Origin of the sequence: Catenuloplanes niger, assembly GCF_031458255.1 — a bacterium.
In the GTDB taxonomy this organism is placed as follows: domain Bacteria; phylum Actinomycetota; class Actinomycetes; order Mycobacteriales; family Micromonosporaceae; genus Catenuloplanes; species Catenuloplanes niger.
Genome location: NZ_JAVDYC010000001.1, coordinates 5,808,485 through 5,822,175, shown reverse-complemented (window position 1 = coordinate 5,822,175; position 13,691 = coordinate 5,808,485). Strand labels below are relative to the sequence as shown.

Sequence of the window (13,691 nt, the reverse complement as noted above, 5' to 3'; positions counted from 1 at the left end):
TACCCCGAAAACGGACCATTCAAGCTAAGCGGACTCGCGGATCACCAGTTCGGTGGGCAGGATGACGGCGGCGTGCTGCTCACCGGCGATGTGCGCGAGCAGCAGGCGGACCATCTCCTGGCTGACCCGGCCGAACGGCTGGCGGATCGTGGTGAGGCGGGGCGTGATGGTGGTGGCGACCTTGGAGTCGTCGAAGCCGGCGATCGCGATGTCGTCCGGCACGCGTTTGCCGATCCGCTGCAGGTAGGTGATCGCGCCGGCCGCCATCAGGTCGGAGCAGACGAACACCGCGTCCAGGTCCGGGCCGGCGCGCAGCAGCCGTTCCATCGCGGCCTCGCCGGACGCCTGGCTGTAGTCGCCGGCCTCGATCAGCGCCGGGTCCACGTCGCCGACCACGTCGCGGTAGCCGGCCAGCCGGTCCACGCCGCCGGACGTGTCCAGCGGCCCGGTGATGATGCCGATCCGCTGGTACCCCCGGGAGCGCAGGTGGACGACCATCTGCCGGGCACCGTCCCGGTCGTCGGCCGCCACGTAGCTGACCTCGCGCTCGTGGCCGAGCGGGCGGCCGCAGACCACGAACGGCAGCCCGCGGCCCTTCAGCTCGTCGAGCAGCGGGCTGCCCAGGTGGTTGGAGACGACCAGCGCGCCGTCCACGTGCCCGGCCGTGACCCAGCGGCCGATGCGCTTGCGGTCCGCGCTGGTCCCGGCCACGGTGAGCAGCAGCGTGATGTCGTGCTCGGCCAGGATCTGGGTGCAGCCGCGCAGCAGGTTGTTGAAGTTCGGGTCCTCGAAGAGCCGGTCCTGCGGCTCGGAGAGGATGAACGCCACCGAGTCGGACCGCTGGGTGACCAGGCTGCGCGCATGCTGGTTGACCACGTAACCGGTCTTGCGGATCGCGCGCTCGACCGCCTCCAGCGCGGGGCCGCTGACGTTGTGGCCGCCGTTGAGCACGCGGGAGACCGTGCCCCGCGAGACACCCGCGACCGCGGCGACGTCGTCCATCGTCGGGCGATGACGCTGCGGACGGGTGCTGCGGGGACGGTTCGGTTCGGCCACGGGTCACATTCTCCCGTACGGGCGTATCAACCTTTCACCGCTCCCGAGATCAGGTCGGTCCGCCAGTAGCGCTGCAGCGTCAGGAACAGCACGATCAGCGGAATGATCGACAACAGTGATCCGAGGATCACGAGGCTGTACAGCGCGGGCACGGTGGAACCCTGGTTGAGCAGCGTGAACAGGCCGACGGTGACCGGGAACTTGTCGTCGCTGGAGAGCATGATGAACGGCAGCAGGAAGTTGTTCCAGATCGCCACGAACTGGAACAGGAACACGGTCACCAGCCCGGGGACCATCATCGGCAACGCGACCCGGGCGAAGATCCGGAACTCGCCGGCGCCGTCCGTGCGCGCGGCCTCGACCACGGTGTCCGGCACGGCCGCGGCCGCGTAGATCCGGGCCAGGTAGATGCCGTACGGGCTGATGATCTGCGGCAGCAGCACGGCCCAGTACGTGTCGGTCAGCCCGACCTCGGCCAGCAGCAGGTACTGCGGGACCGCCAGCGTGATGCCGGGCACCAGCACGCCGGCCAGCAGCACGTTGAAGATCGCGCTGCGCCCGGCGAACCGGTACTTCGCCAGCGTGTAGCCGGAGATGCCGGAGACCAGCGCGGACAGCGCGCCGCCCACGCCCGCGTAGATCGCGGTGTTGACCAGCCACCGCCAGTAGATGCCGTCGCCGTTGGCCGACAGCTCGCCGAGGTTCTCGAAGAACCCGGTGCCGGGCGCGAACGTGAACGACGTGAACAGGTCGGACCCGTTCTTCGTCGACGCGGCCACCACCCAGGCGATGGGCAGCAGGCAGTAGACGGCGCCGACCAGCAGGATCGCGGAGCCGAGCCAGGACGGGCGGTGGCGCGCTCCCGGCCGTACCGCCGGCGCCGGACCTTGATCTTGATCGTGCGACACAGCGACGGCGGTCACCGGTTCTCCCCTCCGAAGGCCTGACGGGACACCAGGCGCAGGAATCCGAACGAGAGCACGAGCGTCACCAGCGCGATGACGACCGAGCTGGCCGCGGCGGAGTAGATGTCGTTCTGCGAGAACGCGTCCCGGTAGACCTTCATCAGCGGGGTCCAGGTGGACGAGATCGAGTTGGTCAGCGAGCGGATCGTCAGCGGCTCCGTGAAGACCTGCAGCGTGGCGATCAGCGAGAACACCGTCGTCATGATCAGCGAGGGCAGCAGCAGCGGGATCTTGATGCGCAGCGCGATCTGCAGGTCCGACGCGCCGTCCAGCTGCGCCGACTCGTAGATCTCGCCGGGCACCGCGCGCAGCGACGTGAACAGCACGATCATGTTGAAGCCGACGCCGCCCCAGACCGCGATGTTGACGATCGCGAAGAAGACCGATCCGCCGTTCAGCGGGTCCGGCTCGGGCAGGCCGGCCGCGCCGAACAGGTCGTTGAACGGGCTGACCGCGGGCAGGTAGAGGAAGCCCCAGAGCATGCTCGCGATCACGCCGGGCACCGCGTACGGCAGGAAGATCGCCAGCTTCGCGAACCGGCCGAACCGCACCCGCGGCGCGTCGAGCAGGAGCGCGAAGAGCAGCGCCAGCCCGAGCATGAGCGGGATCAGGACCAGGCCGTAGAGCAGCACCCGGCCGGCGCTGCCGAGCAGCTCCGGGTCGCCCAGCGCGTTCCGGTAGTTGTCGAGGCCCGCCCAGATCTCGGTGCGGGCGTTCTTGCCGAGGCCGAGCCCGCTGACCTTGATCCGGCGGAAGCTCAGGTAGATCGCGTAGCCGATCGGCAGCAGCAGGAAGAGCGTGAACAGGATGATCGCCGGGGCGAGGAAGAGGTACGGCACCCCGCGGGGCGCCGTACCCTTCCGCGTCCGGCCCTCGGTGGCCGGGGTGTTCATCTCAGCCGGCGACCGTGAAGCCGTTTTTCTGCATGTCGGCGACCGTGGCCGACTGCATCTGGTCCAGCGCGCCGGAGAACGGCGTCCTGCCGGTGATCGCCTTCGCGAACGCGTCCTTGTACGTGTCGTACGTGACGTTCGTGTTCGGTCCCCAGGTGAAGCCGGCCGCGCCGCCCGCGATCGTCTTCGCGGTCGGGTAGAAGTCGGCCTGCTCCGGGAAGAACGCCGGCGGCTTCTGCAGGTGCTGGCTGGACTGCGCGCCGGTGGCGGCCGGGTAGATCGCGCCCGAGGTGATCAGCGAGTCGGTCGCGGCCGGGTCGGTGTTCATCCAGGTCGCGAACCTGATCGCGGCGGCCTTGTGCTTCGACGCCGCGGTCACGCCGGTCGACGAGCCACCCCAGTTGCCGGTCCGGTTCTCGCCGGCGGTCCACTGCGGCAGCGGCGCCATCGCCCACTTGCCCTTGGTGTCCGGCGCGTTGCCCTCCAGCACACCCGGGCCCCAGACCGCGCTCGGCCAGGCGATGATCGTGCCGTCGTTGAGCGCCTTGTTCCACTCCGGCGTGTACATCGGGTTGCCGGCGATCACGCCCTCGTTGACCAGGGTGCCCCAGTAGTCGGCGACCTTCTTGGTGGCGGCGTCGTTGACCGAGACCTTCCACGTCTCGCCGTCGATGCCCCACCAGGACGCGCCGGCCTGCTGCGCGAGCCCGGCGAACCAGCCCGGGTCCGCGGCGGAGAACGTGGTCAGGTACTTCTTGCCGTCCTTCTGCCGGACCGTACGGGCCGCGGCCGCGAACTCGTCCCACGTCTTCGGCACCGCGATGCCCAGCTCGGCGAAGATGTCGGCGCGGTAGTAGAGCATCATCGGCCCGGAGTCCTGCGGGATCGCGTAGACCGACTCGGTGCCGAGCGTGACCTGCTGCCAGGCGCCGTCCGGGAACTTGCCCTTGACGTCGGCGGTCTGCTCCGCGATGTCGGCCAGCACGTCGTTGCTGACCAGCGTGGGCAGCGACTGGTACTCCACCTGCGCCAGGTCCGGCGGGTTGCCGGCCTTCGCGGCGGTGAGCAGCTTGGTGACGATGTCGCCGCCGCCGGCCTGCTTGCTGAGCACCACCGTCGTGTCCGGGTTCTGCTGGTTCCACAGGTCGACGGTCTTCTCGATGCCGGGCGCCCAGGACCAGAAGCTGAGCTCGACCGGGCCGGTCGGCTCCTCGGCCGCGTCGTCGCCGGAGCCGGTGCACGCGGCCGTCGCCAGCAGCGTGGTGGCGAGCGCGGCGGCGGCGAAGATCTTGCCTATCGAAGGCCTCATCGGGAGCCTCTCTTCGACGTTTCGTGTGAGTCGTGAGCGCGTGCGGTTTCGCCCGGGCGGGGCGGCATACCTGCACGTCGGCCGGCCGACCTCACGGGTGCCCGTGGCGTGGCGGCGCGGCGGTGCCGGTGGTTACCGGCACGTGACTAGGCGGAAACAACTGTGAGCGCTCACAGCCTGGCGCTCAGCCAGCAAGCTGTCAATACCTGTATTTGCAGTTCAAAGCTGTGTAATCATGCGTCGAGTCCGTTGGGAGCGTTCACAGTTCGGAGCCGCACATGGTCCAGGTGTCTCAGTTGGCGGTACCGCGGGTCGCGCCGCTCATCCCCGGGTTGGACCGGATCGCCTACGGCGGGGACTACAACCCGGAGCAGTGGCCCGAGGAGGTGTGGGCCGAGGACGTGGCGCTGATGCGCGAGGCCGGCGTCAACCTGGTCAGCGTCGGCATCTTCAGCTGGGCGATGCTCGAGCCGAGGCCGGGCGTCCACACCTTCGACTGGCTGGACCGGCTGCTGGACCTGCTGCACGCCAACGGGATCGCGGTGGACCTGGCCACGCCGACCGCGGCGCCGCCACCGTGGTTCCTCCGCGCGCATCCGTCCGCCCGACCGGTCACCCGCACCGGCCAGGCACTGGGCGGCAGCGCGCGGCAGACGTTCTGCCCCAGCTCACCCGCCTACGCGGCCGCGGCCGCGGCGATCACCACGGAGCTGGGCCGCCGCTACGGCTCACACCCGGCCGTGGTGCTGTGGCACGCGCACAACGAGTACGGCGGCGCGAACGGCATCTGCTACTGCCCCGGTTCCGGCGTCGCGTTCCGGGCCTGGCTCACCGCGAGGTACGGCACGCTGGAGGCACTGAACGCCGCCTGGGGTACGACGTTCTGGAGCCAGCGCTACGCCGACTGGGACGAGATCGAGCCCCCGGTCGAGGCGCCGACCGCGGTCAACCCGGCCCAGGAACTGGACTACTTCCGGTTCTCCTCGGACGCGCACCTGGCGAACTTCCGGCGCGAGCGGGACCTCCTGCACACGCTGTCACCGGGCGTCCCGGTGACCACGAACTTCATGCTGGCGAACTGCAAGAACATCGACTACTGGAGCTGGGCGGCCGAGGTCGACCTGGTCTCCAACGACCACTACCTGCAGGCCGAGCGGCCGGACAACCACATCGAGCTGGCCATGTGCGCGGACCTCACCCGGTCGGTCGCCGGCGGCGCGCCGTGGCTGCTGATGGAGCACTCCACCGGCTCGGTCAACTGGCAGCCCCGCAACATCGCCAAGAAGCCGGGCGAGCTGGTCCGCAACAGCCTCGCGCACCTGGCCCGCGGCGCGGACGGAATCATGTTCTTCCAGTGGCGGGCCTCCCGGTCCGGCGCGGAGAAGTTCCACTCCGCGATGCTGCCGCACGGCGGGACCGACACCCGGATCTGGCGGGACGTGGTGTCGCTCGGCGGCCACCTGTCGGCACTGAACCCGGTGCGCGGCACGCCGGTGACCGCGGACGCCGCGATCGTCTGGGACTGGGAGTCCTGGTGGGCGCTCGAACTGCAGTGGCGGCCGTCGGCCGAGCTGTCGTTCCGGGAGCGCCAGGAGGCGTTCTACGAGGCGCTGTGGCGGCGGCACGTGACCGTGGACTTCGCCCGGCCGGACGCGCCGCTCGCGGCGTACCCGGTGGTGTTCCTGCCGACCGGCTACCTGCTGACCACGGCGGCGGCCGAGAACCTGCGCGCGTACGTGGCCGGTGGCGGCACGCTGGTCGTGTCGTACTTCTCCGGGATCGTGGACGAGAACGACGCGGTGCACCCCGGCCCGCACCCCGGCGCGCTGCGCGACGTGCTCGGCCTGCGGGTGGAGGAGTTCCTGCCGCTGCACTCGGGCGAGACCGTGTCGCTGGACTCCGGCGCCACCGGCGACGTGTGGGCGGAGCGGCTGCTGCTCGACGGCGCCACGGTGCTCGCGTCCTACCTGGACGGCCCGGCGGCCGGGGAGCCGGCGGTCACCACGCACTCGTACGGCGCCGGGCGGGCGGTCTACGTCTCCACCCGGCTGACCGGCGAGTCGCTGGACGCGTTCGTGGGCTCGCTCGGCCTGCCCGCGCACGACGACCTGCCGATGGGCGTCGAGGTGGTGCGGCGCGGCGAGTTCGTGATCGCGCTCAACCACACCGCCGCGGACGTGACGGTGCCGGGCTCCGGGGCGGAGCTGCTGACCGGCGAGTCCTGCCCGGACGGCGTCGTGGTGCCGGCCGGTGCGGTCCGGGTGCTGCGGACCCACGCTTGACAGCGACCGGCGTGAATGGTTCCGTGAGCGCTCACAGCGTACCGTCGGCAGATTTCAGATCTTCTCTGTCAACAGCGCTGTGAGCGCTCACAGAATTCTTAGGAGCTCCGGATGCTTCGCAGACCTGTCCTCGTCTCGATCCTCTCGCTCGGCCTGATCCTCGGCGCCGCCACGCCCGCGCTCGCCTCCCCGGCCGGCGTCACCAACGGCGGCTTCGAGACCGGCCTGTCCGGCTGGTCGGAGAGCGGCCACCGGGACGCGTCGTTCACCGAGGCCGGCGGCTTCGACGGCGACACCCGGCTCATGCATCACGCGTCGACCGCCCACCGGGTGGAGACCACCCAATCCGTCACCGGGCTCGCGCGCGGCCCGCACACGCTCAGCCTGCGGGTCCGGTCCGACGGCAACCAGCCGGACGCGTACGTGTCGCTGCGGCACTGCGGCTCCGGCGAACGACGGGCCGCGATCCCGCGCACCGGCGACCTGTGGGTGCGGCTGGCCGTCACCGTGACCGTCACCGGCGGGCGCTGCACGATCGTGCTGCACTCCACCGCCGCGGCCGGGCAGTGGACCCACTTCGACGCCGTCTCGTTCGGGCCCGGCTCGGCCCCCGGCCCGGCGGTGCGCGGCGCCGACGTCTCGCACATCACCAAGAACGAGGACCACGGCGCCGTCTACCGGGACTTCTCCGGCCCGCGCCGGGACCCGTTCCGGCTGCTCGCCGCGAACGACGTCAACTACATCCGGCTCAAGGTCTGGGTCGACCCGGTCGACGGCTACAACGACCTCGCGGACACGCTGGTGAAGGCGCGGCGGGCACACGCGGCCGGCCAGCAACTGCTGATCGACTTCCACTACTCGGACGCGTGGGCCGACCCCGGCAAGCAGAACAAGCCCGCGGCCTGGGCGTCCCTGCCGTTCCCCGCGCTCGTCGACGCGCTCTACGCGCACACCTTCGACGTGCTCGCCGCGCTGCGGGCACAGGGCACACCGGCCGCGATGGCCCAGGTCGGCAACGAGATCAACGGCGGCATGCTGTGGCCGGACGGGCGCTGGGACAACTGGGACGGACTCGCCGCGCTGCTCACCGCCGGCAGCAACGCGGTCAAGGCCGCGTCACCGTCCACCCGGGTCGTGCTGCACCTCGCCGAGGGCGGCGACAACGGCGCGCACCGCTGGTGGTTCGACCAGGCCGTCTCCCGCGGCGTCCCGTTCGACGTCATCGCGGTCTCGCACTACGTCTACTGGCACGGCACGCTCGGCGAACTGCAGGCGAACCTGATGGACCTCTCGACGCGGTACGGCAAGCCGGTCATGGTCGCGGAGACCGCCTACGGATTCACGCTCGAGGAGGGCGACCACGAGACGAACATCTTCAACGCCTCGCTGGCCGCGGCCGGCGGCTACCCCGCGACGCCGCGCGGACAGGCGGACGCGCTGCGCGACATCCTGACCGTGGTCGCGGGCGTGCCGGACGCGCTCGGCGTCGTCTACTGGGAGCCGACCTGGACGGCCGTGCCCGGCGCCGGCTGGGACCCGGCGGACCCCACCTCCGGGGACGGGTGGGAGAACCAGGCACTCTTCGACTACTCCGGCCGGGCGCTGCCCGCCTTGCGGGTCTTCACCCGCTTCTGAGGCGGACGTGACGTGCCGGCGCCGAGCCGGCACGTCACGCCGCGCGGGCACCGCCGAGCGGGCCCGCCGGCGTGCCACGAAGGACACCGCGGCAGCTCGGGCAGGGTGCGTCTCCGGCCACTCGGACGCGGTCCCGCGCATCTCGCGGGCGGCGATCTCCACGGCGTCGTCGCCGCCGTGGAACGGCCGGCCGTCGAGAACGTCGCCCCGCTCCGCGAAGATCGTGTAGAGCCCGCCGGCGGCGCCGTTCCCTTCGCACCGGGCGGTTCGGTGCGAGGGGAACCTCGGCTCGCCCGCGGCATGATCAGCCGAGAGCGGCAACCGCACAACGGCTCCTCGCCACCGACCGGTTCGCGGCGTCGGCCGGTTCACGCCGCCAGCCGGTTCGCGGCATCGGCCGGTTCACGCCGCCAGCCGGTTTACGGCACCAGCCGGTTCACGGCACCAGCCGGTTCACGGCACCAGCCGGTTCACGGCACCAGCCGGTTCACGGCACCAGCCGGTTCACGGCACCAGCCGGTTCACGGCACCAGCCGGTTCACGGCACCAGCCGGTTCACGGCACCAGCCGGTTCACACCGCCGCCCGGTTCACGCCGCCAGCCAGTTCACGCCGCCAGCCGGTTTACGGCATCGGCCGGTTCACGGCACCAGCCGGTTCACACCGCCAGCCGGTTCACGGCATCGGCCGGTTCACACCGCCGTCCGGTTCACGCCGCCAGCCAGTTCACGCCGCCGGCCGGTTCGCGGCGTCGGGCCGGCACCGGTTCGCCGCCTCCGTCGCCGGGCGGGAGCCTTCGCCCGGCTCCCGCCGGGCGCGGGGCCGGTGTGGTCGAGGCAGCGGTGGGCTCGGCGCCGGGACCGGCTCCGTCGCGGTGGGCGAACGGAGCCCTGGCGGAGTTGAGCCCGCCGGCGCGGTTGGCCCGCGGGAGCATGCGGAACCCGCGCCGCCGGGAGCGGGAAGAACGAGAAGTTGATCTTCAGGGTTCATTTCGGGGTTGGCGCCGATAGTCTTCCGATATATCGTCGAACTATCAACGACAACACGCCGACAGTGTGATCGGCGGGACGGAGAGCAGCCATGAAGGGCTTTGCCAGGGAATTCTTCGAGGACGAGGGGCGTCGGCGCGGGTTCGGGTTCCCGCCGTTCGGGCCCGGTGGGCCAGGCTTCGGGCCGTGGGGGCACGGCGGGCCGCACCACGGGCCCGGCGGGCATCGTGGGCGTGGGCGCGGCGGGCGCGGGCGGAACGTGCGCGCGGCGGTGCTGGCGCTGCTGGTCGAGCGGCCGATGCACGGTTACGAGATCATTCAGGAGCTGGAGCAGCGGACCGGTGGCATCTGGCGGCCGAGTCCGGGGTCGGTCTATCCGACGCTGCAGCTGCTGGAGGACGAGGGCCTGATCGTCGCGGAGACCGACGGTGGGCGGAAGCGGTTCACGCTGACCGAGACCGGCCGGGAGGCGGCGGTGAGCGCGGCGGAGACACCGCCGTGGGCGGAGTTCGGTGACGAGCACGTGTCACAGGCGCAGGACTTCCGGCAGGCCGCGTTCGGGATCATGAGCGCGCTCAAGGAGGTCGGCGTCAGCGGCACGCCGGAGCAGCGGCAGGCCGCGCTGGAGATCCTCAACGAGACCAAGCGCAAGCTGTACGCGATCCTCGCCGAATCCGAGTGAGCCACCACGACGACGACGCCCCGGGCCTGGTGGAAGCAGGCCCGGGGCGTCGCCCCTGAAGATTACTAGTGGACCGTCACGATCGGCTTCGTGGCGGGCAGCAGGTCGCGGAGTTCCTCCGGGAGGTCCGTGCCCATCTCGTCGGCGAGGCGCAGCGCCTCCTCGACCAGCGTCTCGACGATCTGCGACTCCGGCACGGTCTTGATGACCTGGCCCTTGACGAAGATCTGGCCCTTGCCGTTGCCGGACGCGACACCCAGGTCGGCCTCGCGGGCCTCGCCGGGACCGTTCACCACGCAGCCCATGACGGCCACGCGCAGCGGTGCCGGGAAGCCGTCGAGCGCGGCCGTGACCTGCTCGGCGAGCGTGTAGACGTCGACCTGGGCGCGACCGCAGGACGGGCAGGAGACGATCTCCAGGCCGCGCTCGCGCAGGCCGAGCGACTCCAGGATCTGGTTGCCGACCTTGATCTCCTCGACCGGCGGCGCGGAGAGCGAGACGCGGATCGTGTCGCCGATGCCCTCGGCCAGCAGCGCACCGAACGCGACGGCCGACTTGATCGTGCCCTGGAACGCCGGGCCGGCCTCGGTCACGCCGAGGTGCAGCGGGTAGTCGCACTGCTCGGCGAGCTGCCGGTACGCCCGGATCATGACGACCGGGTCGTTGTGCTTGACCGAGATCTTGATGTCCCGGAAGCCGTGCTCCTCGAACAGCGAGCACTCCCAGAGCGCGGACTCGACCAGCGCCTCCGCGGTGGCCTTGCCGTGCTTCTCCAGGAGGCGCTTGTCCAGCGAGCCCGCGTTCACGCCGATCCGGATCGGGACCTTCGCGTCGCCGGCCGCCTTGGCGATCTCCTTGACCTTGTCGTCGAACTGCCGGATGTTGCCCGGGTTGACCCGGACCGCGGCGCAGCCGGCGTCGATCGCGGCGAACACGTACTTCGGCTGGAAGTGGATGTCGGCGATCACCGGGAGCTGGGACTTCTTCGCGATCGCGGGCAGCGCGAGCACGTCGTCCTGGGACGGGACGGCGACCCGGACGATCTGGCAGCCGGCCGCGGTGAGCTCCGCGATCTGCTGCAGTGTGGAGTTGATGTCGGCGGTCAGCGTGGTGGTCATCGACTGCACGCTCACCGGCGCACCACCGCCGACCGCGACGGGTCCGACCATGATCTGACGGCTGGCTCGGCGGGGGGCGAGCGGCGGTGGGGGAACGGCGGGCATTCCGAGACTGATGGCGGTCACAATGCTGTCCTTCGACTCAGTTCAGAGTGATCGGGTTGACGATATCGGCGGTCAGCGTGAGCAGCGTGAACGCCCCGAAGATGAGAATGACGACGTAGGTCACCGGCATCAACTTGAAGTAGTCCACCCGGCCCGGGTCGGGCTTGCCGAGGCGCGCGTAGAACCAGGAGCGGATGCGCTCGAACCAGGCGATCGCGATGTGCCCGCCGTCCAGCGGGAGCAGCGGCAGCAGGTTGAAGATGCCGATGAAGAAGTTCAGCACGACCAGCAGATTGAGCGCGATCGCGTACTCCTGGCGCTCGACCAGTTCGCCGCCGAGCCGGGTCGCGCCGAGCACGCTGATCGGCGTCTCCGGGTCGCGCTCCTCGCCGAGGATCGCGGCCCAGAGAAGCGGGATCTTCTCCGGGATGCGCTTCAGCGACTCGAACGTGTTCCGCACCATGTCGATCACGCCGTGGTAGGTCAGCCCGAACGCGGCCGAGGGGCCGGCCACCGTCTTCGGGATCACCGGGCTGATGCCGAGCACGCCGACCGTCTCGATGTCCGCCGGCGTGATCTCCTCGACGGTCTCGACGCCCGCGTCCGGCTTGACCCGCTCGGCCAGCGGGATGACGACCGTGGCGGACTGCGTGGCGCCGTCGCGCTCCCAGGTGAGGGTGGTCGACTTGCCGCCGGCCGCGCGGATCAGGCCGCTCATCTGGCCCCAGCCGGTCACCGCCGTGCCGTTCACCGAGGTGATCACGTCACCGGCCTGCAGGCCGGCCTGCTTCGCCGCGCTCGGCGTGCCGGTCGCCGGGTCGCAGTCGACGCGCCGGCCGTCCACCACCACGATCTTCGGAGTGGTGCACTCGTTGATCGCGGCCACCTCGGGACGCACCTCGTCGGCGCGCGCCGGGTCGCTGAACGGGATGAACGCGAACGTGCCCCAGAGCAGCACGGTGCCGAGCGCGAAGTGCATCGCGGAGCCGGCGCTCATCACGATCGTCCGCTTCCAGAGCGCCTGGCGCCACATGGCGCGCGGCTCGTCCTCCGGTGCCACGTCGTCGTCCTGCGGCACCATGCCGACGATCTTCACGAACGCGCCGGCCGGGATGGCCTTCACGCCGTACTCGATCTCACCGCGGCGGAACGAGAACAGCGTCGGGCCGAAGCCGATGAAGAACCGGGTGACCTTCATCTTGAAGGCCTGCGCGGACCACATGTGCCCGGCCTCGTGCAGGGCCAGCGAAATGATCAGGCCGATCGCGAAGACCAGCACGCCGACCCAGAACATCCAGCTCATGCAGCTCCCCCGGTACGGGACGCCGGGCTACCGGCGATGATCTCTCGGGCACGCGTGCGCGCCCACGACTCAGCGGAAAGTACGTCGTCGACGGTACCCGGTTCCCCGAAATCGGGGGCCTCCGCGAGAACGTCACGAACGGTGTCCACGATGCCCAAAAACGGCAGATCGCCCTTGGCGAACGCGGCCACGCACTCCTCGTTCGCCGCGTTGTAGACGGCCGGGCGGCACCGGCCCTCGCGGCCGGACTGCTTCGCCAGCTCCACCGACGGGAAGGCCTCGTCGTCCAGCGGCTCGAACGTCCACGCGCTCGCGGTGCTCCAGTCGACCGGCTTCGCCGCGCCCGGCACCCGCTCCGGCCAGCCCAGGGCCAGCGCGATCGGCAGCCGCATGTCCGGCGGGCTGGCCTGGGTGAGCGTCGAGCCGTCCACGAACTCGACCATCGAGTGGATCATCGACTGCGGGTGCACGACGACCTCGATCCGGTCGTACGGAATGCCGTACAGCTCGTGTGCCTCGATCACCTCGAGGCCCTTGTTGACGAGTGTGGCCGAGTTCATGGTGATGACCGGGCCCATGTCCCACGTCGGGTGCGCCAGCGCCTGCTCCGGTGTGACGTTCCTCAGGTCGTCCCGCTTCTTGCCGCGGAACGGGCCACCGCTCGCGGTCAGGATCAGCTTGTGCACCTCGTCCGCCGTGCCGCCGCGCAGGCACTGGGCCAGCGCGGAGTGCTCGGAGTCGACGGCGACGATCTGGTCCGGGCGCTGGATCGCGGCGCGGACCAGCGAGCCGCCGGCGACCAGCGACTCCTTGTTCGCCAGCGCGAGCGTGCGGCCGTGCCTCAGCGCGGCCAGCGTGGGCGCCAGGCCGAGCGAGCCGACCACGCCGTTCAGCACGATGTCGCAGGGCAGCGCGGCCAGCTCGGCCATCGCGCCCGGCCCGGCCACGATCTTCGGGATCTTGAAGTCGCCGCTGGTCCAGCCGCGACGGGAGGCCTCCGTGTAGAAGGCGAGCGTCAGGTCCTGCGCGGCCGTGGCCTTCGCCACACCGACCACCTCGACGCCGAGTTGCAGCGCCTGACGGGCCAGCAACTCGACGTTGCCGCCGCCCGCGCCGATCGCCACCACCCGGAAGCGCTCGGGATTGCGCTCCACGATGTCGATGGCCTGCGTGCCGATGGACCCGGTCGAGCCGAGCAGAACGATGTGCCGAGGCGAACTCACGCCCCCATCATCCCCCACGCTCCCCGGCAGCCCGCCGACCGCCCGCCGCCTACCCCGCCGGCGGCTCGGCCGGGTCGAACTCGACGGCGAACGTCTCCGTCACGGCGAACATCGGCCGCGGCCGCGACGAGC

At 70.9% G+C, this 13,691-nt stretch carries 10 protein-coding genes; 3 read left to right on the top strand and 7 right to left on the bottom strand.

The genetic code is table 11. The features are described from left to right. Positions 1 to 24: 24 nt before the first annotated feature. From J2S44_RS25900 to J2S44_RS25885, 4 genes are all read right to left on the bottom strand, one after another. Positions 25 to 1,002 carry a LacI family DNA-binding transcriptional regulator gene (locus J2S44_RS25900; protein ID WP_310419057.1) on the bottom strand — a complete coding sequence of 326 codons (978 nt, stop codon included), beginning with the start codon at positions 1,000 to 1,002 and terminating at the stop codon, positions 25 to 27. Between the two features lie 80 nt (positions 1,003 to 1,082). Next, positions 1,083 to 1,979 (bottom strand): carbohydrate ABC transporter permease, encoded by an 897-nt coding sequence (locus J2S44_RS25895; RefSeq protein ID WP_310419052.1) that lies wholly within the window; start codon positions 1,977 to 1,979, stop codon positions 1,083 to 1,085. Then, positions 1,976 to 2,914 carry a carbohydrate ABC transporter permease gene (locus J2S44_RS25890; protein ID WP_310419048.1) on the bottom strand — a complete coding sequence of 313 codons (939 nt, stop codon included), beginning with the start codon at positions 2,912 to 2,914 and terminating at the stop codon, positions 1,976 to 1,978. Before J2S44_RS25890 ends, J2S44_RS25895 begins: the two co-directional genes overlap by 4 nt. Position 2,915: 1 nt before the next feature. Then, positions 2,916 to 4,223, bottom strand: coding sequence for an ABC transporter substrate-binding protein (locus J2S44_RS25885; protein WP_310419045.1), 1,308 nt, complete (start codon positions 4,221 to 4,223; stop codon positions 2,916 to 2,918). A 296-nt stretch (positions 4,224 to 4,519) separates the two neighbouring features. Between J2S44_RS25885 and J2S44_RS25880 the strand changes: the two genes are divergently transcribed. The 3 genes from J2S44_RS25880 (at position 4,520) to J2S44_RS25870 (ending at position 9,810) form a co-directional block, all read left to right on the top strand. Beyond that, complete coding sequence (locus J2S44_RS25880) at positions 4,520 to 6,505, top strand: beta-galactosidase (RefSeq protein WP_310419042.1); 1,986 nt, start codon at positions 4,520 to 4,522, stop codon at positions 6,503 to 6,505. 111 nt (positions 6,506 to 6,616) lie between these two features. Further along, positions 6,617 to 8,140, top strand: a complete 1,524-nt coding sequence (locus J2S44_RS25875) for a glycoside hydrolase family 53 protein (protein WP_310419039.1) — start codon at positions 6,617 to 6,619, stop codon at positions 8,138 to 8,140. Positions 8,141 to 9,219: 1,079 nt separating this feature from the next. Continuing rightward, positions 9,220 to 9,810, top strand: a complete 591-nt coding sequence (locus tag J2S44_RS25870) for a PadR family transcriptional regulator (RefSeq protein ID WP_310419035.1) — start codon at positions 9,220 to 9,222, stop codon at positions 9,808 to 9,810. A 65-nt stretch (positions 9,811 to 9,875) separates the two neighbouring features. Here the strand turns inward: J2S44_RS25870 and ispG are convergent, their stop codons facing one another. Genes ispG through dxr form a run of 3 tightly spaced genes read right to left on the bottom strand, consistent with a single transcriptional unit; the run spans position 9,876 to position 13,559 of the window. After that, positions 9,876 to 11,054 (bottom strand): flavodoxin-dependent (E)-4-hydroxy-3-methylbut-2-enyl-diphosphate synthase, encoded by a 1,179-nt coding sequence (ispG, locus tag J2S44_RS25865; RefSeq protein ID WP_310419032.1) that lies wholly within the window; start codon positions 11,052 to 11,054, stop codon positions 9,876 to 9,878. A 16-nt stretch (positions 11,055 to 11,070) separates the two neighbouring features. After that, complete coding sequence (locus tag J2S44_RS25860) at positions 11,071 to 12,336, bottom strand: M50 family metallopeptidase (RefSeq protein WP_310419030.1); 1,266 nt, start codon at positions 12,334 to 12,336, stop codon at positions 11,071 to 11,073. Further along, on the bottom strand, positions 12,333 to 13,559 hold the full coding sequence (gene dxr, locus J2S44_RS25855; RefSeq protein WP_310419026.1) for a 1-deoxy-D-xylulose-5-phosphate reductoisomerase: 1,227 nt from the start codon (positions 13,557 to 13,559) through the stop codon (positions 12,333 to 12,335). The genes J2S44_RS25860 and dxr overlap by 4 nt, the downstream gene beginning before the upstream one ends. Positions 13,560 to 13,691 lie beyond the last annotated feature (132 nt).